This is a genomic window from Paraburkholderia sp. IMGN_8, assembly GCF_038050405.1.
Classification (GTDB): domain Bacteria; phylum Pseudomonadota; class Gammaproteobacteria; order Burkholderiales; family Burkholderiaceae; genus Paraburkholderia.
The window spans coordinates 3,843,523-3,868,351 of the sequence record NZ_CP150901.1 but is presented as its reverse complement, the minus strand read 5'-3'; the positions used below and the strand labels follow the sequence as shown (position 1 = coordinate 3,868,351).

Below are 24,829 nucleotides of genomic sequence, written 5' to 3'. Positions count from 1 at the left end.
AAATAGCTATGGAAACGACCCTGAATCGCTCGCGACACGAACGTGCGCGGGAACGGCTGGGGGTGCTGGCGCGAATGCTTGACGTGACGCTGATCGTATCAAGCGCTATCGCAGTTTCGATGCCGTTATCCTGCGATGCAGAACATTGTGTTGTGAGATGGGCATTCGCTGCCTTCTCGATCACTTTCGCATTGATCCTGTTCCCGGTATTCGGCGTTTATCGATCATGGCGAGGTCGCTCGAAGCTGCGGCTGGCTAGCCATATAGGCTTTGCATGGGCGCTCGCTCAGGCCTGTGCGCTTGCATCGATGTTCGCGTTACACCGGACGACGTACATCTCGTGTCTCTGGTGGGTTTTATGGGCGTTCACTGCCGGTTTTGGGTTGATTGCTTCACGTCTGATTGCGCACGCGGTGCTGGCTAGGGTGCGTGTGACAGGACGTGACCTCCGCAAGGTGGCGATTGTCGGCGCCGGCGAGTGCTGCGCCAGAGTGGTTCGCAGGATCGATGAAACGCCGGTTTCCGGATTTCGGGCGGTGGCGATATTCGATGTCGAAGTACATCCAGCGACATGTAATCCGGATCTGTCGGTATATCGGGATCTTGCGAGATTTTCAGCGCATGTGCGCGCCGAAAATATTCAGGAAGTGTGGCTTGCGTTGCCGATGTCAGAACAGTGCATGGTATTGCGCGTTCTCGATGAGTTCAGCCGCGACCTGGTCAATGTCCGTTTCATTCCTGACGTACCCGGGATCGCGATATTGGGTGGCGAAACGATTGATCTGATCGGCGTACCAGCGATCAATCTGATGGCTTCCCCGATGTCGTCCATGGAGCTTCTGCAAAAAGCAATTTTCGACAGGCTATTTGCGGCAGTCGCTCTGATCGCGTTGGCTCCGCTGATTGTTGTGATTGCTGCGGCCGTCAAGTTGTCGTCGAAGGGGCCGGTTTTGTTCACCCAGCAGCGAAAGGGCGCTGACGGACGGATATTCAGTATTTTCAAGTTTCGTACGATGCATGAGCACGTCGAGCAGGACGGGGTGGTGCGCCAGGCTACGCGAAACGATCCGCGTGTAACGCGGGTGGGCCGCCTTTTGCGGCGCACGAGTCTCGATGAATTGCCGCAGTTTTTCAACGTGCTGCGTGGTGAGATGTCCGTCGTCGGGCCGCGTCCGCACGCGGTCGAACACGACCACCTGTATCAGGGGGTCGTCGCCGGATATATCCATCGTTACCGCACCAAGCCCGGCATTACGGGATGGGCTCAGGTGAACGGCTTACGTGGCGAGACGGATCACATCGAAAAGATGGCGAAGCGTGTCGATTTCGATCTCTACTACATCCGTAACTGGACGTTCCTGTTCGATCTGAAGATCATATTTCTGACTATCTTCATGGGGTTCACTGGCGCAACCGCTTACTGATCTCCTGATTCCTGCGTGTATGCGCGGGTCGTGCGTACGCTTTGCCTCAACCAGCGGTGACGTCCGAACCGCCGTCATAACACTGACAACGTCCCGAGCGAATGCGGCTCAAAGCTGCACGGACATCTGGCGGCTATTGCCGCATATGTCTGCCCAACACGGCGTTCAACCTAGACCTGAAGAGGAACTATGTGGTATCCCCTCCCTGCACGCGCGAGCGTGTGGCTCATGCTTCTTGCGATGTCTTTACTGGCTGGATGCGTGTTGGCACCGGGCATGAAGTTCGACAGCGGTTCGGGAACTGGTGCCAGCGACACCACACCGCCCATTGCGGTGACTGAAATTGATACGAAGCTCATCCAGCAGATCGCGCAAAACGACATGCTCGACGATTCCGATAATGCCGCCGTGGATTCGCTGATCGGCACGCCAGCGTCGTACCGCATCGGCCCAGCCGATGTTCTGTCGGTAATTGTCTGGGATCATCCGGAACTGGTGATGCCAAACGTGACTTACGACATCGGTACGACGGGTGGCGCGCAGCCACAGAGCGTCGGACTGGCAAGCCAGAGCCTGCCCGGGTACGTTGTGAGTCACGAAGGCTATATTCAGTTTCCGTATGTGAAGTTGATCCAGGTCGCGGGGCTGACCGAAGTTCAGGCGCAACAGCGCCTGACGCAGGCTCTCAAAAAATATCTCAACAACCCGCAGATCTCGCTGCGCGTCGTCGGCTTCCGCAGCAAAAAGGTATTCGTCAACGGCGAGGTCCATGCGCCTGGCGTGAAGCCTATCACGGACGTCCCGATGACCCTTGCGAATGCGCTCCATGAGGCCATGGGCGTACTCGATAGCGGGAGTGCGAGCCACGTATGGCTGACCCGCGCTGGCAAGCGTTACCAGATCGATGTACCCCGGCTCGCAAAGCGTGGGATCGACGCGACTCGGATTATGCTCGCCAACGGTGATGAAGTGCGTGTGCCGCCTGCAACGGATTTCAGCGTGTTTGTCATTGGCGAAGTACAGAAGCCGGGACCGGTGCGCTTTCTTTCAGACGGACGTCTAACGCTTGCGCAGGCACTGGGCACCGCGCAACTGAGCCAGGTGACGGGCGACCCGTCGGAAATCTATCTGATCCGGCCGCCTTCGAATGGACGCAGCACGCAGGTGTTCCATCTCAATGCGGAATCGCCGCAGGCGATGGCGCTCGCACAGCAGTTCGCCCTTCAGTCTGACGACGTTGTTTACGTGGACGCGCCAGGCGTGGTGCGCTGGAATCGGGTCGTTTCTCAACTCGTCGGCGGCACGGCTGCCGCTTACAACCTGCAACGAGCGACGACCGGAGGCTGGTGATGATCTCGTCCTTGCTGGTGGTGTGTCACGCGAATATCTGCCGTAGCCCGATGGCTGAAGTGTTGCTGCGCAAGTATTTGCCTCAGGTGACGGTCGCCTCGGCCGGCATCCAGGCGCTCGTTGGTTACCCCGCCGCCTCGCATGCGTTCGAGGTGGCGGCCGCACAAGGGTTCGATCTCGCCTCCCATCGCGCACGCAACCTTGACGCAGCACAATGTACGCGCGCCGATCTCATCTTGGTTATGGAAGATGTGCAACGGCGCTATGTCGAGACCCGCTATCCGTTCACACGTGGACGTGTTTTCTGTCTCGGAATTACGAACGGCCGGCCAGCCGACATTCCGGACCCGTATGGTGGGCAGCGCTCTGCATTCGAGCAGTGCATGACACGCCTGGAACACAGTGTCACCGCATGGCGCGAACGAATCAATTCGCTCCATGCGGATTCATGAAGAACGCCTGCGCCGAACCGCTGCATCCACTACCAGAAACCGCTTCCAGATCCGTTAATTCAAATCCTATGTCGTCAGTTGCAGGGGATATCCCCGACACCAAGAACGAGCTCGATATCTTTGCGGTTCTCGACGTGCTGCTTATCCACCGTTGGTTCATCGCCGCGATCGCGGTAGTCTTCGCGCTGCTCGGCACCGCGTACGCGTTTCTCGTACATCCGAAATATCAGGTAGACATGATGGTGCAGATCGAGAGCAGTCTCGACACTTCTGGTATCAATAGTCTGCCGAGCACCATGTCGTCGTTGTTCAACGCCAAGTCGTCAGCAGCTGCCGAAGCACAGATTCTGGCATCGCGGCTAGTTGTCACGCGTGCGGTGGATCAGATGAAGTATTACATCGACGTCCGCCCGAAACGCTTTCCGCTGATCGGCGACTTCATCTCGCGTTTTAACCGCAACTTGACGGTACCCGGTCTGCTTGGCATAGGTGGCTATGCATGGGGGCAGGAAAGTGCCTTGGTCGACCGTTTCGATGTGCCGAAGGATATCCAAGGCGACAAGTTCACGCTGACCATGGAGGAAGGCGGTGGCTGGCGTCTCTCTGGCTCGGATCTCGACGTGCCCGTACGTGGGCACATTGGTGTTGAGTCGACATTCCCAACGTCCTACGGGCCCGTCGTACTGCGTGTGGCTGGCTTCCATGCGTTGCCCGGAACACGATTCACGTTGATTCGGAATCCTCGCCTTAGGACCATTCTAGATGTGCAGGACAAGCTGGATGTTCAGGAAAAGATCAAGCAGTCGGACGTGGTCATCGCGACCTTGCTCGGCGATGACGCGCAGCGCGTCGGTGGTCTGTTGCGCGAGATCGGCAATCAGTACGTCAGGCAGAATATCGAGCGAAAATCCGCCGATGCCGCGCATTCGCTGGCATTTGTTGACAGCCAGCTCCCGTCTATCAAGCAGCGGCTCGAGCAGGCGCAAGAGCGCTACACGGCCATGCGCAATACAAACGGCACAGTTGACTTGCCTGAGGAGGCTCGGCTCGCGCTACAGCAGACAGCAGAATTAAAGACGCAGATGCTACTGCTGCAACAGAAACGTCAGGAACTCGCGACTCGCTTCAATGCGGCCCATCCGAGCCTGATTGCGATCGATCGGCAAATTGCTGACCTCCGACAGCAGCAGGCGGGGTTCGACGTCAGGATCCAACACCTGCCCGGCCTGCAGCAGGACGCGGCACGGCTGATGCTTGACGTAAGGGTCGATACTGATCTGTACACGGCACTCCTTAACAACTCGCAGCAGCTACAGCTTACCAAGGCGGGGAATGTCGGCAGCGTGCGCGTTGTCGACTTGCCAGTCGTGCCCGAGGATCCGGTGAGGCCCAATCGGCCCGTTGTTATCGCCGGCGCGGCGTTGGTCGGGTTGGTGGTTGCCATTGGACTCGCGTTTTCGCGCGATCTGCTGTTCGGTGGCATTGCGATGCCCGATGAAATCGAAGGTGGCCTCGGCCTAAGCGTCTACGCTTCGGTGCCGACCGCGGCTTCGCAGCGTACGCTGGATGAGCGCATTGAAGCGAAGGCGTCCGGGTCACACGTGCTCGCGCTCGAAGCTCCGGATGATCCCGCCGTCGAGAGTCTGCGCAGCCTACGCACGGCGTTGCGATTCTCGAGCCTCGACAGCGACAATAACGTGCTGCTTGTGACAGGCGCTGAACCGGGCACAGGGAAATCGTTCGTGCTCGCAAATCTGGCGGCCGTGTTGGGCGCAGGCGGCAAGCGGGTTGTCGTCATCGATGCGGACATGCGTCGCGGCTATCTGAATCAGTACTTCGGCGTGGCCCGGGAACCTGGACTCTCCGAGGTGCTGTCTGGCGACGCCAGCGAATCGGAGGTCATCCATCAGGGTGCTATCCGTAACGTCGATTTCATCGCGACTGGCGCCTTGCCGGCGAATGTTGGCGACTTGCTGCTGGGTGAGCGTACCAGTCAAATAATCGCGGAACTCAGGAAGCGCTACGACTATGTGATGATTGACGCACCGCCGTTGCTTGTAGCCGCGGACGCGACGATCCTCGGGCGTCACGTGTCCTTCCTGCTGCTCGTCGCTCGTGCCGGCCAGACCCGTATCGGGGATCTGCGTGAATCCGTTAAACGGCTTGCCCACGGCGGCGTCAAGGCGACGGGAGTGATACTGAACGGACTCTCAACGCATCTCGGACGATACGGAGGCAAGTTTGGCGCCTACCGCTACTTCCCGTACAGCTATCGACAGGAGAAAGAGCGCAGCTTCATATGCCGCGTCGCACAGGCCGTCGGCGCATGGAGGCACAGATGATGCGCGACAATACGAGTATGGTCGCACCCGGCGCGGCACCCGTAGTGGCACGAGCGCTACGCGTTGCACTTGTCGTCGAGGCGGCGGGAGGTGGTGTCGCTGTGCATGTGGCAGACCTGATCCAAGGACTGATTTCACGCGGCGTTGAAGTGCATCTAATTGCGCCGCTCGGCGAGCGTCTCGATACCAGTATTCTGACCGACCGGATTGTCGGCCAGTGCGCGTCGTTCGCGTGTGTGCCGATGCAACGCGACGTGTCGTGGCGGGACGCGATCGCGTTTTTTCACGTGTTCCGGCGCCTCATGGCAATTCAGCCGGATATCGTGCACAGCCACAGTTCGAAAGCCGGCGTTTTGGCGCGAGCCTGTGTCGGCACATGGAAGCAGATTTACACGCCGCACGCATTCTATACGCTGAATCCTTACCTGGCGCGCGGCAAAAAGCGCTTCTACGGCGCGATGGAGCGATTGTTCGGCACCCTGCGCACGGATCGTCTGATTGCTGTGTCCACTGACGAAGCACGGCATGCGAACGATGCGCTGGGGCTCCCCGAGCAGATCACGACCATTATCCACAACGGTGCGTCCGTATTCGAACTGCTGCCGCGCGAAGAGGCCCGGCAAGCGCTGTGCCTCGATCCGGACGCCTTTACCGTAGGTTTTGTCGGGCGGTTCGAGTTTCAGAAAGGCGTCGATCGGCTGGTCGGCGTCGCGGAAGTTCTTCAAGAACGCTTCGGTGATCAGATCCGCATCGCCGTGATCGGCATGGGGGACGTCGAACGGGCCGCGGGTCGATCCGTCGACCGTCTGCCTTCCAATATGCATCTGCTTGGGAAGGTGGTGAATGCGCGCCGCTACTTTCCGGCATTCGACCTGTTTGTTATGCCGAGCCGCTACGAGGGGTTCCCTTATGTCTATCTCGAAGCGATGGTAGCGCATCTGCCTGTCGTTACAACCCGTGTGGCGGGTGCCGACGAGCTGATCGCGGCGCAACAGATCGGTCTTGTGGTCGATAACGTCGACGATCCCTCCCATATTGCAGATGCCGTTGGGCGTCTGTTCGGCGATCAGGCGTTGCGAACACAGATGAGCGCGAATTGCGGTCGCGTAATGGCGCACTTTTCCGCTGCGGAGATGGTCGGGCGCACGCTCGATGTTTATCACGATGTCACGATGGAAACATTCCGATGAGTCAGAAGAAACACGTTGCGTTGCTGCATGCTTATAGTCGCAGGAATTCCGGCGACGGACTGCTTGTCGACCTGTCTGTGAAGATGGTGCGTGAAGCGCTGGGCGACGATACGGAGGTCACGATCGTAGCCGCCGATCCTGAATCGTTCGCTGACTTCGATACGGTGCTCGGCGCGCCCGTTATAGCGAACAAAGGGTTGGGACGCATCGTAGCGGCTGCGGGCGTGCTAGGCTCGGGATCGACGCGCGGTACACGGCGGCTTGCCGGCTTACTGAAATCAGTGGACCTGATCGTCGGGGTGGGCGGCGGCTACCTGCGCGCGCGAAATGCCACCGAAGCACTCAAGTTGGAAGTGGGACACATGCTCCAGATGCGCGCAGCACGCGCGTCCGGCAAACCCACGGTCTATCTGCCACAGAGCATCGGTCCAACTCGGACCGGCGCTGGACCCGTATCGGAAGTATTCGGACAGCACCTTATTCGGCTTCTCGGCGGCTTCACATCGGTTTTCGTGCGCGACGACCGTTCGCGTGAGTTGCTGCGCGCGAATGCGAACACGCAACGCGCGCCGGATCTCGCGATACTGGAATTTGGAGAACGAGCAGCCGTACCATGGACGGCTGCGGCGTCCCGCGGAGGCACAATCAAGCATGTAGCGATGGTGCTGCGCGAAGCGCCCAGCTGGACCAGCGAGCAATGCGAGCGATACTGGTCGTCCGCACGCGAGTTGATCTCGATGCTCGAACAGCGTTGCCGTGTCAGCTTCGCTGTTCAAAGCACTGGCCGCGGCAACGACGACGCTGCCTACTATCGGCGTATCGGAGTGAGCGGTCACTTGCCAGGTCTTGGGAGACTGCTTGCGGAGGACGAGCCCGATGTGGTGGTTTCAGTCCGGTTACACGGTGCGCTCGAATCGATTCTGGCCGGCGTACCGGCGTTCCATCTCAGCTATGAGCGCAAAGGTTTCGGCGCATATGGCGATATGGGCGTGGACGACTGGGTTGTGAATGCAGCCGGCTTCGATCCCAATGCCGTGATTGACCGAATCTTCGCACCGCGTGCGATCGAGCAGTTCTGGGAAGCGACGCATGGCCGGATTGCGTCGATTCGGGCGAGCCGCGCACGCGTCATCAAAGCGCTGTGTGAAGCAGCGAACGTGGCTCAAGCGGTAAAGGCGCAGCAATGCTGATGCGTTTTCTGCTGCGCGGGTCTTCGCTTGCCGCCAAGTTATGTTTGACTGTCGTGGCGACACGCATGCTTGGCTTTGCGGCCTTCGCCGACTATGGCATGGCGGTAGCCGTATCGGTGATCGCTTCCAAACTGTTTGGACTCGGCTTCAGCGCGGAAATCAACCGCCGCTTGAGCGAGACGGATCCGCTCCCGGCGATGCTCGAGGTGCGCATGCTGGGGGGCGTTTACGCCAGCTTCTATCTGCTTGTCGGGGCCGCGTCTGTGATCGTCTGGCACGAGGGCGGGCAGGCAATGCTGGGAGCAGCATCGCCTGCCGCGCTCTCTCTAATGGTGGCAGTAGCCATCACGGAACATTACGCGTTCGAAGCGAACTCGTACGTATTTTCCTTACACCGGGCTAACACAGGCTCGCTGATGCTCTTCGTGCGTACCGGCTTGTGGCCTAGCTTCGCGATTGCCGGCCTGTTGTTTCATTGGATAGCCAGTATCGAAGCGGTGTTCGTGTTGTGGATCGGCGCAAATCTCGTTGTGATCGGGTGGGCGTGGAAAGCGATTCGCGCGATGGAGCTGCGACAGTCAGGTGTGCAATCGGCGCCCGCGCGTTTCGACTGGCGCCGCACGGCGGGTGTGTGGAAAGAAGGCGTTGCGTTCTACATCGCGACAGTGCTGCTGTCCGGTATGCAATATGCGGAGCGCTTCGTTGCCGCGCCTTTGCTAAGTCACGATGAATTTGGCCGCTATGTGTTCCTGTGGGCAATTGCAAATGCAGTACAGACGGTTTCTTATACGGTGTTCGTCGTGACGGCAGGCCCGTCCCTCGTCAGGGCAGCTTGTAGCGAGCCGCGCCGCGTTACCCCGATTCTTCGTCGCGTCATAGTGAAAATCCTGGCCGTGACTGTCGCTATTTCGCTCGCTGTCTTCAGCGTGCACGACCTGATTTTTCGCTTTGCCCACAAGTCTTTGGGCACCGGAGGGCGAACCACGCTCGTCATCCTGCTAGCCTCGTTCGTGCTTCGATCGGGATCTGACTTGCTATGGTCTGCAGCGATCGCACTGAAAGCCGGGCGGCAAGTCGCATTTGGCATGTTCACGCTGGGCGTGATCAGCGTGCCGCTCGCATGGATCGCCATTCCGCGTTTTGGTCAACAGGGCGCTGCAGTCTCGCATCTTTTCGCGAGCGTCATGATCGCGGCATGGCTCGCATGGGTTATCAGCAAGGCCAATAAAGGTTTGCATTTGGCCGGACTCACAGATCAGGCGATGCATCGTGCTGGATAAATTGCTGGCGGCCGGTCCCTCTCTGAGCCGGGGAGTCGTCAGGTTCATTGGCACCGTATACGCGATGCTTTACCTGATTGTCTACGTGAAGGCCAGCACGTTTCTGCCGGATTTCATTTTCCGCGATGCCGAAAAAATCCAGGCACAGATGGTGGGGGCGGATACCTATTCAGGCACCTCGTTCGATGCGGTGGCGAAGTTCTATGCACTGTTCGGGCCAAGTCTGCTAAATGTGTTTGTAACGGGTGTCGGCGTGTGTTTCATCTGGATGATGATGCGTCGCGCGAACCGTATCGGTTTGGTTGTTGCTGCGTTGTTGCTGTCTGTGCCGTGTGTATTCTTCAATCTCTTCGTCGCGAGCAAGGACACCCTGGTGGTCGTGACGTCGCTCGTCCTGGCCAGATTCGCGAACGATGCGCATCCGCGCCGGGCGATCATTGCAGGGCTGGCGCTGTACGGCGGCTATGCGGCCCTAGTGCGCAGCTATTTTATGCTGATCGTCGTGATCGCCGTCGGGGTGTTCGTCCTGCAGCGGATGACGTTGCGCTGGAAGATGGTTGCGGTTGTCACCGTGGTCGTGCTGGTCGCCCTGTTACCGGGCCCGGTCTATGTCGCCCTGCTGCATCCGCGCGACATGGCCGTCGAGTATCTCGTCTATCAATCGCCTTACGGCGCGCGCACAAGTTTCTACAACCCGGTCGATCCTTCCACGTTCATAGGCTTTGCCGCTGACTATGCATACGCGATCGGGCGCCTGAACTTCGCGGCGCTAACCTCACCGGGAATCAAGGAGTTCGCGATGCAGATCTTCGTTGCGCTGGCAGTGTGGCCCGCGTTGCGAAGGCTCGGTGGGCGGTCGAAGGCGCCGTATGCGAGCTCGCATGATGTGCTCGCCGGCCTCATCATCGGCCATGTCTGCGTTTCGATGCTGTTCGAACCCGATCTGGGAAGTTATACACGTCATCTGTCCAGCGTCGCGCTGTTTTCGATGACGCTGCTCGCCGATCGGCTCTGTGCAGCAGGTCATGCACGGCGCCGGTCAGCGACTGGCGCCGCTCGCGGGACCTGATACTTCGAAGGAGCGCAGAGCCTTGCTGGTCGCACCGAGTGACGGCTTATCCTCTCCCTCGGACGTCAATAGTCCAAAGTTGCGCTCACGGTTATTGCTTCCCGAAGACGTGTCCTTCCATTCGTAAATCGACACAAGCGGCGTTCCCGTGCTGCGCAGTGTGTTGAGAAATGCACGAACACGCGACGCCTGGCCTTCGTTACCGTCGGTCGTTGCGATCGACGGAACGCCCCATTCGGTGACTACGGCGGGCATCGCATAGCGTGCGCGCGTGCTACGCATGGTATTGTGAATGGCGTCGGCAGACATGCCGTACGCGTGATAGGACACTGCGCCGATGCAGCCAGGCGCGGTACTCACAACCTGTTGCAGCAGGGCATCCGGCAGTGAGCCTGACAGCGGCGCACGGGAGAATCCGAAGCCGAAGGTTGGAACCCGCGCCGTAGTTCCCTGCAACTGGCTGCAGGCGGCGCGTATGTACGGACTGAACGTCGCTAAAGCATCGCCGGTCGGCCAATACTTCGGCAGATCGGGTTCGTTCCAGATTTCAATGGCGAGCAACTGACTGGCATAGGAATGCCGCAGCGCGGCGACTGTCCGTCCGAATGCGGTCCCGGCTTGCGCCAGGGCTTTACTGCGGGCCGCCGGAGCGGTCTGTGCAGAAATGACCGGCGTGGTCGAACGGACCGTCAACAGCACGGGCAGTCCTGCAATACGTGCAACGGAGAATGCCTCGGCCACGCGCTTTTGATATGCCGCGTCGGGCAAGCGGTCTGTCCAGACACCGAACCTGACGAACTTAAAGCCTGTCCTTCGGATCCGGGCTGCATCGTCGGGGCCGAAGTGTTCAATCTTTACTTGCACGCCGACGTTCACAGGAACATCGGCTGCTCCCGGCAACGGCGAGGCGGGGGAGGGCGATGGAACCGGTTGAGCGAGTGCCGCCCCGAGCCAAGTGCACCACAGGATGGCCGCCATGATCGGCAATGCCCTCAGCAGGGGGCTAGGAATCGGGTGCAAGCCAGCGCGTACGGCAGCGGCTTTGCGCACGAACGGTTCGTCGCAGGTGGAGCCTGAACGCTCGCAAGACAATGGATCGGGTGTATCCGGTACAGTATGCTGGTGTTGATCCGAGGCCGCCGTAATGGCTTTCATATGCAACGTGAGGCACGTATCTTTGATGAACGATTGAGATTTCATGATGAGACACGCAGTCGCTATTGTCCGTGTTGCATGCCTGTTTCTTGTTGGCGAAGCATTGATCGCGATAATGATAGTACTTTCGTTGGCGGCGAAAGGCGAGGATGCCCTGCGCGCAGTCTGGAAGCGGTTGATGCGCTATTGACCCATGTTGCGCGGTAAATTTAAATGCACAACTACGTTTCGAAATTTAGAGGATTGGCCCGGAATTTGCGAATATCTGCAGCTGCAGATATTCGCAATTGTACTAAACCGCTGACGCGGTAGTGGGAGGGAAGCGGAGGTCTGTGCCTGGCGTTCTGTGAATGGGGCGCACCCTATTACGTGTGGGAACCGGCACTGTCCGAAGTGCCAGTCACTTGCCCGCGCGCAATGGCTCAATGACCGCCGGGCGGACCTGTTGCCCGTACCGTACTTCCATGTAGTGTACTAGCCTGGACTGCACCTGACAGGTTGTCGAGGAAGCGAAGTAAGGAAGGCGGGTCAGTTGGGAGTCAGCTTCTCGCCTCGATAATTGGTGAATAACAGCGTCCCCGTTGTGGTTTTGTCGCAGTAAGGCTCGCGGAAGAAAGGTGATCGATATGCGAAGTACTGCTTATGTTGCCAGTTCGCAGAATTGATCGGCGGCGGACGGATGGGTTCTGCGAGCACACTTCATCTTTCCTTTGGTGACCATATGCATGACTTCGATGCCGCCCAGAAGGATGCGGGCGCAGCGAAAAGACTTGAACCCCAGCATGTGTCGGGTGCGCCGCTTGATCGCCCGATGGTCCTGCTCGACGAGGTTGTTGAGATATTTGGACTGGCGGATCTTGATGGGTGTTTCACGATCGGCATTGATCGCTTCGAGCGCGGCGAGCTTGGCGCTGCTTTTGTCGACGGTCACCGTCTCGGGCATGCCATGCTGAGCGATCGATTTTTCAAAGTAACGCCGGGCTGAAGTCTTGTCCCGATGGGCGTGCAGCAGAAAGTCGATGGTGTTGCCGTTCTTGCAGACGGCCCGGTAGAGATACTTCCATTCGCCCTTGATGCGGATGTACGTCTCGTTCATTCGCCAGCTCTTTCCAACTGGCCGCTTGCGAAGGCGAAGCGCTTTCTCCAGACCGGCAACAGCTTGAGCGCCCAGCGGTGCACGGTCGAATGATCAACGCAGATCCCACGCCCAGCGACGATTTCTTCAATGTGATGCAGGCTTAGCGGATAGGCGACATACCAGCGTACGCACATCAGGATCACGCCGAGCGGGCAATGCAGGCGCTTGAGCACGCGCGCCACGGCTGGATTCAGGTTCTGCTTCATGGATCACATCATTCGTCTCGTGGGCTGCAGCATACATCGCCTTATTGCGATAAAGCCGTAAGGCGGTCGGCTATGATGTGCGGAACGACATGAACGATTGAAACCTCAATGAAGACGTTGAATCCGGCAGTGGCCAGAGTACTCAAACGCCTGCATTATCCGCTCGAGATTATGCTGACTTGCGTGCGCTGGTATGTCACCTATCCGCTAAGCCTGCGGCACCTCGAAGAAACGATGGCTGAGCGCGGTGTTTCGGTCGATCATTCGATTGTGCACCGCTGGGCCATCAAGTTGCTGCCGGTATTGGAGAAAGCGTTTCGCCGCCACAAGCGCCCCGTCGGCAAGAGCTGGTGTGTCGACGAGACCTACATTAAGGTCAGGGGCCAATTGAAATACCTGTATCGCGCGGTCGACAAGGTTGGGAACACCGTTGATTTTCTCTTGCGGGCCCATCGGGACAAGGCTTCGGCGTAGCGGTATTTCGAAAAATCGATCACCCGGAATGGCGAACCCGAGACGGTGACCATCGACAAAAGTGGCGCAAATCTGGCTGCGTTGGAAGCCATCAACGCCGAGCGCGAAACACCGATCAAGATCCGCCAGACGAAGTACCTGAACAACATCATCGAGCAGGACCACCGCGCGATCAAGCGGCGCACCCGACCCATGCTCGGGTTCAAGAATTTTCGTTGTGCCCGCATCCTGCCTGGTGGCATCGAGGTGGTGCACATGATCGCCAAGGGGCAGAGGAAAGACGACGGTGCCGGACAAACTCCCGCCGAGCAATTCTACTCGTTGGCTGCATAAGCAGTCCTCTTCATATCAGAATTGGCTCATCCTGAAATCATTATTGCAACAAAGCCGCCGATGCTCGGGCCTTGCGATGGCGCAACGCGGCGCATCAGCGTCCGAAAAAATGGATGAATTGCGATTTTCGCCGCGGGCGTCGGCGTCCAAAATGCGCGTCTCAAACGTTGCCAAGACAGGCGCGAGTGTCGCTGGCGTCGCGCGCCTGCGGTGCTGAAGCGCGTGGGCGTTGCTGTGGTTCGCGTTCGCCGCATCGGCGCCGGCGGCGCACGCAACGACATTGGCGCAGGCAGTCGAGACTGCGAGCATTTTCGACACCGCGATCTCCGCAGCGCGTCACGGCGAGCGAGCCGGCGCGCAGAAGCGCTGGCCGTGCCCAGCTTGTATCGGCGGCGCGACTCACACGTTCATTCATCTGGATCTCACATGGCAAGCATCAAGTTGTCGATCGCCGACGATCATCCGGCCGTCCTGCACTCGCTCAGGCTGCTCGTCGAACGCGAGCCGTTGTTGCAACTGCGACATGTGTGCAACAACGGACGCGACCTCGTTTCCGCCTTGACTCGCGAGCCGACCGATCTGGTGTTGACCGATCTCACCATGCCCGCGCAAGGCGGTTCGTACGACGGCCTGGAGCTATTGCGCGCGGTGCGCAGATCGGCGCCGCGAAGCAAGGTGATCGTCCTGACCGCGCAGAGCAATGCTGCGATATTGACGAAAACGATGCAACTCGGTGTGCGCGCGCTAGTCGGCAAGTCCGATCTTGCTCAGGAAGTCATTGGGGCCTGTATGCATGTCCACGCGGGAGCGACTTGCTATCTGTCGTCGGCGATGCGCAAGAGCATGGAAGATGGCCGGTCGGCGCACGCGCTGGGTTGCGGCTTGACTCACAAGGAACTCGACGTCGTGCGCCTGACGGCGATTGGACTCTCGCTGTCAGAAATCGCCTTGCAATACCGGCGTTCGGTGAGCACCATCGGCTCGCAGAAGCACACCGCGATGCGCAAGCTCGGCGTTCATTCCACTGCGGATCTGATCCGCTATGCCAGCGAGAGCGGATTGGTATGAAAGCGATCCCGAACACTGCGATGGCGCAACGCGGCGCATCAGCGTCCGAAAAAATGGATGAATTGCGATTTTCGCCGCGGGCGTCGGCGTCCAAACTGCGCGTCTCGAACGTTGCCGGAACGAGCATGCGCATCGCCGGCGCCCTGCGCCTGCGGCGCCGAAGCCTGTGGGCGCTGCTGTGGTTCGCGTTCGCCGCACCGGTGCCGGCGGCGCACGCAACGACGTTGGCGCAGGCAGTGGCGACCGCGCGCACGTTCGACTCCGCGATCTCGGCCGCGCGTCACGGCGAGCGCGCCGGTGCGCAGAAGCGCTGGGAAGGACTGGCCGGACTGCTGCCGAAGGTGCAGCTCGAAGGTTCGTACACGCGCCAGGACCAGCCGAGCGCGGCGTATGCGGCCGGCGTGCGACGCCACTACTACGCGGTCACGCTGACGCAGCCGCTGTTCGACCTCAGCCGCTATGCCGACTACCAGCGCGGTGTCGCGCGGGCCGGCGGCGCCGAGGTAGATCTCGCCACTGCGCAGCAGCAGCTCGTGAGCAACGTCTCCGATGCGTTCTTCGAGATCCTGTATCAGCGGGAAGTGCTGCAGGCCGCGCGCGCGGCCAAGGAAACCTTCGGGAAGCAGCTCGAGCAGGCGCGTCTGGCGCTGAAGATCGGCGACGGAACCCGGACCGACGTCGACGAGGCGCAGGCCAATTACGACGACGCGCAGGCGCGCGAGATCGGCGCGGTCAACGATCTCGACGTCGCGGACGGTGCCTTTGAGCGCCTGACCGGATTGCGGGCGGCGGACATCGATCCGCTTGCCGGCGTGTGCCGGCCGCCGCCCCCCATGGCCGAGCTGGAGCAGACCCTCGCGCGTGCGGAACAGGACAACCTCGAAGTCCGCGCGGCCGTGTTCCAGCTCGACGAGGCGCAGGCCGACATCTCGACGGCGCGTGCGGGCCATTTGCCGGTGGTGAACCTGCAAGGCAGCTACGGCAGCAACTGGAGCCGCGCGCAGAACAGCAACATGCTCGACGAGCTGTTCGGCACAACCTCGAAGACGCGAACGTCGATGATCGGCGTCACGGTGACGATCCCGCTGTTCTCCGGCGGCGGGGCCGTGGCGACGTCGCGCGAAGCGTACAGCCGCCGCGCGCAGCGCCGCGACCTGCTCGAGGACGCCCGCCGGCGCGCACGCCAGGACGCGCGGGCCGCGTTCCTCGGCATCGTCAACGGCGCGGCCAAGCTCAAGGCGCAGCAGCGTGCGGTGGAATCCGCGCACAGCCGCGTCGAGTCGACGCATTACGGCCGCGAGGTCGGGCTGCGCACCAATGTCGACGAGCTGACGGCGCAACAGAAGTATTTCGAGGCGGTGCGGGACCTCGCCGATGCGCGTTTCCGCTATATCACTGCGAGGCTGAAATTGTCGGCCGTGCTGGGCACGATCGCTCAGGACGACCTGAACGAATTTGGATGTCTGACTGCCGGCTAGGCGTCTGCCGCCAAGGGTTTCATTGATGGATTGCTATGTCTGATGACTCGCTGTTTCGCCCTGAGGCGCTGGAAGCCAGCAAGGGCAAGTTGATTGGCACGGTGGCGCTGTACTCGCCGCCTTATCGTTGGTTGATCATCGCGATCGTGGCCGTGATCACCGTTTCTATCGCGGCCTTCATGGCGCTCGGCTCTTATACCAAGCGCGAACGCGTGATGGGGCAACTCGTGCCCACCGCCGGCGTACTCAACGTCAGCCCGCCGGTCACCGGCACGGTGGAAAAAATCGACGTCCGCGAAGGCCAGCGCGTGCGCGCAGGCGATCCGCTGATGACGGTATCAGCCGACGTCGCGACCTCGCTGGGCGATGCACGTGAAATGGTTGGCACACAACTCGAAACGCAGCGCGATCGCCTCCAGAGCGATCTGAACGGTCAGACAGTGCTGGCCGAGGAAGCCACTCGCGGCCTGAGGGAACGGGCGGCGACATTGGAGGGCCAGCTACGCGAACTCGAACTGCAGCACACGCATCGCGTGCGCCAGGTGGAACTCGCCCGGAGCCAGCTCGAAAAGCTATCGATGATGCGAACTCAAGGCTACGCGTCGAACTCGCAGGTGGATCAGCAGGAAGCCAGTGTCCTCGACGCAGAGGCTCGCCTGCAGGACTCCGTGCGCACCCGGCTCGACGTACAGGGCCAGTTGGCCCAGGTGCGCCAGCAATTGCGCGAGCAGCCTCTGAATGCGCGGCAGCGGCGCAACGAAACGGGACGCAAGCTCGCGGAAACCGAACAGGCGATCGTCGAGAACGAAGCGCGCCGCTCCGTCGTGTTGCGTGCGCCGACCGACGGCGTGGTGGGGACGATCCTGTTCAAGGTCGGGCAGATCGTCACCGCAGGACAGACAGCAGTGTCGGTGCTGCCCGCCGACGGCATGCTGGAAGCGCAGCTGATGGTGCCAAGCCGCGCGATCGGGTTCATTCATCCGGGACAGACCGTGGTGCTGCGCTACGAGGCTTACCCCTACCAGAAGTTCGGCCAGCAATTCGGCCGGGTGACGGGAATTTCGCGCAGCGCGCTGTCGCCGCAGGAAGTCGCGGCGTTGACCGGCCGCCCCAACGTGCAGGAGCAGCACTACCGGCTGACCGTCGCGCTGGAGCGCCAGGACATCGCGGTCTACGACCGCACGGAGCGCTTGCGACCCGGCATGGCACTGGATGCCGATCTGCTGCTCGACCGGCGCACGTTGATCGAGTGGGTGCTGGAACCGCTCTACGCGCTCGGCCGCCGCGCCAGCACCTGAAACCGAATTGTTACGAACTACCGGCTTGCCGCCCACGGCGTGCATGCCGGCAACGAGATCTGAACGATGAGTATTCTGAATGCCCTGCGCTTTGGCTGGGGGCGCCGGCTACCGGTGATCCTGCAAACGCAAGCGGCCGAATGTGGTCTTGCCTGCGTCGGCATGGTGGCGGGGTTCTTCGGCCACGACATCGACATGATGCATCTGCGCCAGCGCTTCACTACCTCGCTCAAGGGCACCACGCTGGGCGACGTGATGCGCATCGCCCAGCGCCTGGGGCTGGCGTCGCGCGCGCTGCGGCTCGAGCTGGACGAACTCGGCCAACTGCGCCGCCCCTGCATCCTGCATTGGGAGATGAGTCACTTCGTGGTGCTCAAGCGCGTCGAGCGCGACCACATCGTCATCCACGATCCCGCGCGCGGCGCGCGCAGGGTGCCGATGGACGAAGTCTCGCGCTGCTTCACCGGCGTCGCGCTGGAATTGCTCCCGACCGCCGCGTTCGAGCGCAAGAGCGAGCGTGAATCGATTTCGATGCTGCGGCTGATCGGCAGCGTACTCGGCATCCGCTCGGCCTTCGTCCAGGTGCTGACCCTGTCGGTGGCGCTGGAGCTGTTCGGCATCATGACGCCGTTCTACATGCAGTGGGTGATGGACCATGTGCTGGTCTCGTCCGACCGCAGCCTGCTGACCCTGCTAGGCCTCGGCTTCGCGATGGTGGCGCTGTTCCAGATCGCTATCACGGCGCTGCGCTCGTGGGTCGTGACATGGTTCTCCAGTCTGCTCAGCGTGCAATGGAGCGCCAATGTCTGCGCGCATCTGCTGCGGCTCCCGATGGCCTATTTCGAGCAGCGCCATATCGGCGACGTGGTGTCGCGCTTCGGCGCGGTCGGCACGATCCAGAACACGCTGACATCCCGTTTCGTCGGCACCTTGCTCGACGGCGTGATGGCCGTGGTCACGCTGGGCATGCTCTTCTTCTACAACAGCACGCTGACCTGGCTCGTGCTTGCGCTGTTCGTCGTGTACGCGCTGCTGCGCGCGGCCGCCTACCGTCCGTTCCGGCGAGCCAACGAGGACCAGATCGTCCATGCGGCACGGACCGAGTCCCAACTGCTGGAGTCGATTCGCGGCGTCCAGGCGATTAAGCTCGCCAACAAGCAGGACGCGCGCATGGCGCTCTACACCAACACCATGGTCGAGACCACCAACAAGGGAATCGCGATCCAGCGTTTGTCCATCGGCTTCTCCGCCGTCAATGGACTGGTTTCCGGTCTGGGCCGGGTTGCGCTCATCTGGCTCGCCGCGCAGCAAGTCCTCGACGGCAATTTCTCCGCCGGCATGCTGGTGGCCTACATCAGCTTCGCGGACCAGTTCATCGGGCGCGGCTCCGGCCTGATCGACGCACTGATCGAGTTCCGCATGCTGCGGCTGCACGGCGAACGCCTGGCCGATATCGTGCTGACGGAAGTCGAGACCGATATGGAAGGGACGGTGGCGCCTGTGCCGAGCGCGCGACGGGAAGCCCCTCCTGCCATCTCCGTCCGTAACTTGCGCTATCGCTATGCCGAAGGCGAGCCATGGGTGCTCGACGGCTGCTCGTTCGATATCGCCGCCGGGGAATCGGTCGCCATCATCGGGCCCTCGGGACAGGGAAAGACCACGCTGGCCAAACTGTTGCTGGGGCTGCTGGATCCTCAGGAGGGCACGATTGCAGTCGACGGCGTCGATATTCGCCACGTCGGCCTGCGGCACTACCGCGACCGTATCGGCTGTGTGATGCAGGACGACATCCTCTTCGCGGGATCGATCGCGGACAACATCTGCTTCTTCGATCTCGAGCCGGACCAGGCGCGCGTCGAGGAGGCGGCACGACTGGCGCAGATCCACGACGACATCGCCTCGATGCCCATGGGCTACGAGAGCCTGGTGGGGGACATGGGTTCGTCGTTGTCGGGTGGCCAATGCCAGCGTGTGCTGCTGGCGCGCGCGCTGTATCGGCGTCCGGACATTCTGGTGCTGGACGAGGCCACGAGCCATCTCGACGTCGCGCGCGAACTCGCGATCAACGAGGCCGTCAGCGCGATGCCGATCACCCGCATTCTGATCGCCCATCGCCCCGAAACCATCCGTAGCGCGCAGCGGGCTTTGCTGCTGGAACATGGGCGCGCCACGTTCGTACCGCTGCCGGTCGCATCGCAGTGAGGCGCTCGTCGCACATCGGCGCACGGCGCCGGGCCCGATGACAATTCAGGCCGTCGGCGAACCGGCCTTTCCTTGTTCGCCAATCAACTATTTCAAAGAGGTATTTCAATGCGAGAACTGACCGTAATGGAAATGGAACACGTCGCCGGCGCCGGCTTCTGGTCGAGCCTGGGCGCCAGCGTCCTCGGTGCGCTCACGGGCTTCGGTACCGGGTTCTTCAAGGGTGGCATTACCGGTGGCAGCACCGGGGGCATCGTTGGCGCGGGCATCATTTCGGCTGGCGTCGGCGCAATCGCCGGTGCGGTCGTCGGCCTCGTGGGCGGCGCCATTTATGGCCTGATGAACGACTGGAGCCCGACGGCTGCGTGGTTCAACGAGAACATGAACGCCCTGCTCGACCCGACCTATCCGGCACTGACGTAAATCCGGTGGCTGCCTCGTCCCGCACGGCGCGACCGCTGCACGCCAAGCGCCCGGGATGATGCGGCTTTGTTTCACAACGTCGGAGTCCAGACGATCCGACGCTAATGAAGGAGCTGCAAATGCGTGCACTCAACCGCATGGAAACGGCGAACGTCGCTGGTGCCTGGAGCTGGTCGGATATCACGACGAGCTCGATCATGGCGATGTTCCGTCCGGCGTCGTCCACCGATCTCACTGTGAGGGAAGCGCCGGAACTGACCGGCGGCGCGGTCGGCTTGGGCGATACCTTCGGCAAGGTCGCCGCGGCGCTGCTGGTCGGCGGCGTGTTGCTCGCCACCGGCATCGGCGCGGGCCTGGTGTCGCTGGCACGTCGCTGATCTGCCTGACCGGTCTTTATTGACCGCCCCCCTCGCGCCACGGCATGTGAGCGCGAGGGGGCATGGCGCCACCGCCATTGCCAGTTTCGCCACTTCACATTTGGATGTTTTTTGATGTAAGGATACCGAATGGAATGCCAGAATGCATCGTTGTCTGCAGTGCCGCCGCATGGCGCGACAGCAGTCAACACCTGCTTTTTTACTAGAAAGGTAAATCAAATGAACCAAAAAATCGCCTTCGGCGTTCTTTCCGCCGCGCTCGCTCTGCCAATGGCTGCTCATGCGTCTGACGGCACCATCACCTTCAACGGTGCGATCGAAGCGCAAACCTGCACGATCAGCGTGAACGGCGGCAACCAGGACGCCACCGTCCAGCTCCCGACGGTGTCGGCAAGCACGCTGAGCACGAAGGGCAGCACCGCCGGCGCCACCAACTTCACCATCGCGCTGAGCGAGTGCTCGGGTGACGCCACGCAGGTTCGCGCTTTCTTCGAAGCGGGTCCGAACGTCGACGGCACGAGCGGCAACCTGAACAACAACGGCGCCGCAACGCTGGTGCAGGTTCAGCTTCTGAACGCCGACGGCGTCGCACTGAAAGCCGGCGACGAGTCGCAGCGCAGCTACGCCGCTACGGCGCTGACGGACGGCGCTGCAACCATGATCTATGGCGCCCAGTACTATGCAACCGGCGCTGCCACCGCGGGTGACGTACAAACTTCGGTGACCTACTCGATCGACTACCTGTAAGCACCGTCTGCAAGGCTCCGTGGTTTGCACGGAGCCGTTTTGCGACAAGGAGGGCGTCCAGCCCTCCTTCGTAGGCTGGATTCCACTATGCTCTCATTCAGAACGCCGATGCGCGGTCGCTCGCGGCTGCATCTCCTCGTCCTCGCCCTTGCGCTTGTCGTCAGCACTCAGGCGGCGGCCAATATAGTCCTGTTCGGGACGCGCGTGATCTATCCCGAGGGGCAGCGCGAAGTGTCCGTGCGCATGAATAACCGCGGTGAACTGCCCGCGCTGGTGCAGGCATGGGTCGATCGCGGCGACACGACGGCGACGCCCGACAAGGCCGACGCCCCCTTTGTTATCACGCCGCCGATTTCCCGCGTCGAGCCGGGCAAGGGGCAGACGTTGCGACTCTCCTTTCTCGGCGACAACGTGCCCGAGGACAAAGAGTCGCTGTACTGGCTGAACGTGCTCGATATTCCGCCCAAGGCGCAAGCTGCCGAAGGCGAAAATCTGATGCAGCTCGCGATCCGCACGCGCGTCAAGATATTCCTGCGCCCGGCAGCGCTGACCGACGAGGGCGCGCTGGCCGCCCCGCAACAAGTGCAATGGCAGGTGCAGCGCGACGGCAATGGCCGCGTCCAGGGCGTCCAGGCGAGCAACCCCAGCGCTTACTACGTCAATATCGCCACGGTCGAGGTCGGTCCCGAGGGCAAAGCCGTGTCCGCCCGCGACGGGGCGATGATCGCTCCGGGCGCGACCCACCTGTTCCGCTTCGCTTCGCCGCTTCCGGCGCAGCTCGAGAAAGCGCGTGTGACGTTTGGCTATATCACCGACTACGGTGGTATTGCCCACGGAGAAAGCACACTCGGCGCACCCTGACGCCCCCGGTTCTGTTCCGCTCCGCGCCCCCCCCCCGCCCAGCAGCCGGCGCCAGGTGCGGCGCACATCACCTTCGGTCACTATGGAAATCAATCGCACAGCCCGTCCGTGGGCGGTGCGCGCTCGCGCGCGCCCGCCGGTTCTCAAGCCTCTCCCCGCCGCGGTGTTGTGGGCCAGCATGAGCATGGCGCATTATGCTTCGGCCGCGGACGGCAGCGCATCTGCCCTTGCGCAGAGCGGCCAGCCGACTCCGCTGCTCGCCAGCGCGAGCTTCGACCAGGACTTCCTCCGCTCCGGTTCGGGCGAGACCGTCGATTTGTCCCGGTTCGCCAACGGTAACCCGCTGCTGCCCGGCGAGTACCGTGTCGACGTCTATGTGGCGGATCGCTTCATCGCCCGCGAAACCGTTGCCGTCAAGTCGGGCGACGGCCCCGACGGGGCTGCGCGCATCTGCGTGTCGCGCACTCTGTTCGATCGGCTGGCCATCGATGTCGCACAGGTCCCCACGGACACGCTCGCGCGGCTGGCCGACCCGGCCGGCTGCGTCACCATCGAGGAGCTGACCGACGGCGCGCACGCCAGCCTCGACACCGCGGACCTTCGGCTCGACGTCAGCCTGCCGCAGGCAATGCTGCGCCGCCGCGCCCGGGGTTACGTCGACCCGGCGCTGTGGGATTCGGGCGTCACGGCGGGCATGCTGGGCTACAACGCCACCTTCTATCGCAGCGAGTCAGGCAACCTGACGCAGCAGTCGGCCTACGTCGGCATCAATGCCGGCTTTAACGTCGGCGGCTGGATGTTCCGCCATAGCGGCTCGTACCAATGGCGCGAACGCGAACCTTCTCGCTACAGCTCGATCCGGACCTACGTGCAACGGGACATCACGCCGCTGAAGGCGCGCGTGACGCTGGGCGAATCCAACACCAGCGGCGAGATCTTCGACACCTTTGCATTTCGCGGCGTACAGCTTGCGACCGATGACCAGATGTGGCCGGAGTCGATGCGCGGGTACGCGCCGGTGGTCCGCGGCATCGCGCAAACCAACGCTCGTGTGACGGTGCGCCAGGGCGATGCCGTGCTGTATGAGACCTCGGTTGCGCCGGGCGCATTCGTGATCGAAGATCTGTACCCGACCGGGTACGGCGGCGACCTCAATGTCACGGTGACGGAGGCCGACGGCCGTGTCCAGGAGTTCAAGGTGCCCTACGCGTCGGTCGCGCAACTGCTGCGTCCCGGCAGGACGCGTTACAGCGTGGTCGCCGGTACGGTGCGATACAGCGGGCTGAGCTACCTGCCGAAGGTGGTCCAGGCAACCGTGCAACGAGGCCTGTCCAACAGCTTCACCGCGTATGCGGGAGCCCAGTTCACCAACGACTACGGCGCCGTACTCGCGGGCGGAGCGCTCAGCACCCCCGTGGGCGCGGTCGCGCTCGATATCACCAAGTCATGGGCGTCGTCCGGCGGCTTCAAGCGCAACGGCACCAGCGTGCGTGCAACGTACAGCAAGCTGATCACGGCCACCAACAGCAATCTGTCGGTGGCGGCGTACCGTTTCTCGTCGTCGGGCTACATGGACCTGCAGAATGCGCTGCAGTACAGCGACCAGGCGCGGCGCGGCACGCTGAGCGATTCCTCGTGGGCGACGAGCAGGCCGCGTAACCGGCTCTCGGTGACAGCGAGCCAGGGCCTCGGCCAGCGCGGCGGCAATCTCTACATCAGCGGCTACAGCCAGAACTTCTGGGACCGTTCGGGCAGCGACACCCAATTCCAGATCGGCTACAGCAACAGCTTCCGTTCACTGGGCTATACGGCCTCGGTGAGCCGCAGCCGTACCTCGCTGGGGCGGATGGAAAACATCGTCATGCTGTCGCTGTCCGTGCCGCTGGGTGGCAAGTCGCGCGCGCCGACGCTCAACGTGGCCGCGACCAACGGGTCGGATGGCACCAGCGTGCGCTCCACCGTCAACGGCACGGCACTGAAAGACAACTCCCTCGACTACAGCATCGGCGTGACGCGAGAGTCGAACCGTGACGTCGGCGGCAACGGGTCGGTGTTGTACCGCTCGCACTACAGCGCGCTGCAGGGCAGCTTCGATGTGGCCGACCGCTATCGCGCGATGTCTGCGGGCGCCAGCGGGATGCTGGTCGCCGATGCCGGCGGTGTCACGGCTTCGCCGTACAACTCGCAGTCGATCGCGATCGTGGAAGCGCCTGCGGCCGCCGGTGCGCGTGTGCTCGGGTATTCGGCCGTCGTGCTCGACGGCGATGGCCGTGCGGTGGTGCCGTACCTGAATCCGTACCGGCTCAACGAACTGTCCATCGATCCCAACGGGCTTCCCGACGACGTCGAGCTTCTCACGACGCGGCAACAGGTTGCGCCCCGGAACGGCGCAATCGTCAAAGTCCGCTACGGCACCGTGGTCGGGCGGCCGGTCCTGGTGCGGGGAACGCTGCCTGGCGGCAACGTGCTGCCGTTCGGCGCCTCCGTGGTCGATCCGGCGGGCAACGCGGTCGGCACCGTCGGTCAGAACGGGCAGTTGTACGCGCGCCTCGCCGAGGGAGTCGAGAAGCTGATCGTCAAGTGGGGCCAGCAAGATCGCAATAGCTGCCTGCTCATGTTGCCCGAGCAGACGCCGGCCTCCGCGGACGGCAAGTCGGGCCCCCTCAAGCATCTGCAACGTTTCGACGCGGTGTGCCAGCCGCTCGCGCCGGAAGCGAACCAGGCCGCGTCGACGCGCTCGCACAGGCCGGTGCAGACATCGGGTTGAACATG

General features: G+C 61.9%; 20 protein-coding genes and 2 pseudogenes. 19 read left to right on the top strand and 3 right to left on the bottom strand.

Annotation, left to right across the window (positions count from 1 at the left end; genetic code table 11):
• The first annotated feature begins 8 nt into the window (after window positions 1–8).
• The 8 genes from WN982_RS38465 to WN982_RS38430 all read left to right on the top strand — a co-directional run bounded on the left by WN982_RS38465 (window position 9) and on the right by WN982_RS38430 (window position 10,297).
• Window positions 9–1,424, top strand: a complete 1,416-nt coding sequence (locus WN982_RS38465) for an undecaprenyl-phosphate glucose phosphotransferase (RefSeq protein WP_341317183.1) — start codon at window positions 9–11, stop codon at window positions 1,422–1,424.
• Window positions 1,425–1,700: 276 nt separating this feature from the next.
• Window positions 1,701–2,774, top strand: a complete 1,074-nt coding sequence (locus tag WN982_RS38460; RefSeq protein WP_341317182.1) for a polysaccharide biosynthesis/export family protein — start codon at window positions 1,701–1,703, stop codon at window positions 2,772–2,774.
• Window positions 2,774–3,226, top strand: a complete 453-nt coding sequence (locus tag WN982_RS38455; protein WP_341317181.1) for a low molecular weight protein-tyrosine-phosphatase — start codon at window positions 2,774–2,776, stop codon at window positions 3,224–3,226. Before WN982_RS38460 ends, WN982_RS38455 begins: the two co-directional genes overlap by 1 nt.
• A complete protein-coding gene (locus WN982_RS38450; protein WP_341317180.1) occupies window positions 3,223–5,568 on the top strand; it encodes a polysaccharide biosynthesis tyrosine autokinase in 2,346 nt (781 codons plus the stop codon). The genes WN982_RS38455 and WN982_RS38450 overlap by 4 nt, the downstream gene beginning before the upstream one ends.
• Entirely contained in the window at window positions 5,565–6,758 is a 1,194-nt protein-coding gene (locus tag WN982_RS38445; RefSeq protein WP_341317179.1) for a glycosyltransferase, read from the top strand. The genes WN982_RS38450 and WN982_RS38445 overlap by 4 nt, the downstream gene beginning before the upstream one ends.
• Window positions 6,755–7,948, top strand: a complete 1,194-nt coding sequence (locus tag WN982_RS38440; RefSeq protein ID WP_341317178.1) for a polysaccharide pyruvyl transferase family protein — start codon at window positions 6,755–6,757, stop codon at window positions 7,946–7,948. Before WN982_RS38445 ends, WN982_RS38440 begins: the two co-directional genes overlap by 4 nt.
• Before the next feature lie 197 nt (window positions 7,949–8,145).
• On the top strand, window positions 8,146–9,228 hold the full coding sequence (locus WN982_RS38435) for a phosphoribosylaminoimidazole carboxylase (protein ID WP_341317177.1): 1,083 nt from the start codon (window positions 8,146–8,148) through the stop codon (window positions 9,226–9,228).
• Complete coding sequence (locus tag WN982_RS38430; protein WP_341317176.1) at window positions 9,218–10,297, top strand: hypothetical protein; 1,080 nt, start codon at window positions 9,218–9,220, stop codon at window positions 10,295–10,297. The genes WN982_RS38435 and WN982_RS38430 overlap by 11 nt, the downstream gene beginning before the upstream one ends.
• Here the strand turns inward: WN982_RS38430 and WN982_RS38425 are convergent.
• Window positions 10,268–11,173: a glycosyl hydrolase gene (locus WN982_RS38425; RefSeq protein ID WP_341317175.1), complete on the bottom strand. Its 906-nt coding sequence runs from the start codon at window positions 11,171–11,173 to the stop codon at window positions 10,268–10,270. The genes WN982_RS38430 and WN982_RS38425 overlap by 30 nt on opposite strands.
• A 646-nt stretch (window positions 11,174–11,819) precedes the next feature.
• Between WN982_RS38425 and WN982_RS38420 the strand changes: the two are divergent.
• Window positions 11,820–11,927 (top strand): annotated as a pseudogene (locus WN982_RS38420) (transposase zinc-binding domain-containing protein); the annotation flags it as partial.
• 165 nt (window positions 11,928–12,092) lie between these two features.
• Here the strand turns inward: WN982_RS38420 and WN982_RS38415 are convergent.
• A protein-coding gene (locus WN982_RS38415; RefSeq protein WP_341317174.1) for an IS6 family transposase occupies window positions 12,093–12,796 on the bottom strand; the annotation gives its coding sequence in 2 pieces (ribosomal slippage) (window positions 12,093–12,601 and window positions 12,601–12,796; 705 coding nt in all).
• A gap of 108 nt (window positions 12,797–12,904) precedes the next feature.
• Between WN982_RS38415 and WN982_RS38410 the strand changes: the two are divergent.
• A pseudogene (locus WN982_RS38410) lies at window positions 12,905–13,603 on the top strand (IS6 family transposase).
• A 15-nt stretch (window positions 13,604–13,618) separates the two neighbouring features.
• Here WN982_RS38410 and WN982_RS38405 read toward each other — a convergent pair.
• On the bottom strand, window positions 13,619–13,921 hold the full coding sequence (locus tag WN982_RS38405) for a hypothetical protein (protein ID WP_341317173.1): 303 nt from the start codon (window positions 13,919–13,921) through the stop codon (window positions 13,619–13,621).
• Window positions 13,922–14,029: 108 nt separating this feature from the next.
• Between WN982_RS38405 and WN982_RS38400 the strand changes: the two genes are divergently transcribed.
• The 9 genes from WN982_RS38400 to WN982_RS38360 all read left to right on the top strand — a co-directional run bounded on the left by WN982_RS38400 (window position 14,030) and on the right by WN982_RS38360 (window position 24,824).
• The gene (locus WN982_RS38400) at window positions 14,030–14,671 is read left to right on the top strand and encodes a response regulator transcription factor (RefSeq protein WP_341317172.1); all 642 of its coding nucleotides are present in this window, start codon (window positions 14,030–14,032) and stop codon (window positions 14,669–14,671) included.
• Between the two features lie 20 nt (window positions 14,672–14,691).
• Window positions 14,692–16,149, top strand: a complete 1,458-nt coding sequence (locus tag WN982_RS38395; protein WP_341317171.1) for a TolC family outer membrane protein — start codon at window positions 14,692–14,694, stop codon at window positions 16,147–16,149.
• Window positions 16,150–16,184: 35 nt separating this feature from the next.
• A complete protein-coding gene (locus tag WN982_RS38390; protein ID WP_341317170.1) occupies window positions 16,185–17,447 on the top strand; it encodes an HlyD family efflux transporter periplasmic adaptor subunit in 1,263 nt (420 codons plus the stop codon).
• Between the two features lie 66 nt (window positions 17,448–17,513).
• Window positions 17,514–19,649 carry a peptidase domain-containing ABC transporter gene (locus WN982_RS38385; protein WP_341317169.1) on the top strand — a complete coding sequence of 712 codons (2,136 nt, stop codon included), beginning with the start codon at window positions 17,514–17,516 and terminating at the stop codon, window positions 19,647–19,649.
• 108 nt (window positions 19,650–19,757) lie between these two features.
• Window positions 19,758–20,072, top strand: coding sequence for a hypothetical protein (locus WN982_RS38380; RefSeq protein WP_341317168.1), 315 nt, complete (start codon window positions 19,758–19,760; stop codon window positions 20,070–20,072).
• 119 nt (window positions 20,073–20,191) lie between these two features.
• A complete protein-coding gene (locus WN982_RS38375; protein WP_341317167.1) occupies window positions 20,192–20,449 on the top strand; it encodes a hypothetical protein in 258 nt (85 codons plus the stop codon).
• Between the two features lie 219 nt (window positions 20,450–20,668).
• Entirely contained in the window at window positions 20,669–21,196 is a 528-nt protein-coding gene (locus WN982_RS38370) for a fimbrial protein (protein ID WP_341317166.1), read from the top strand.
• Between the two features lie 108 nt (window positions 21,197–21,304).
• Window positions 21,305–22,057: a fimbria/pilus periplasmic chaperone gene (locus WN982_RS38365; RefSeq protein WP_341317165.1), complete on the top strand. Its 753-nt coding sequence runs from the start codon at window positions 21,305–21,307 to the stop codon at window positions 22,055–22,057.
• Between the two features lie 178 nt (window positions 22,058–22,235).
• Window positions 22,236–24,824 carry a fimbria/pilus outer membrane usher protein gene (locus WN982_RS38360; RefSeq protein ID WP_341317164.1) on the top strand — a complete coding sequence of 863 codons (2,589 nt, stop codon included), beginning with the start codon at window positions 22,236–22,238 and terminating at the stop codon, window positions 24,822–24,824.
• The last annotated feature ends 5 nt before the right edge of the window (window positions 24,825–24,829 follow it).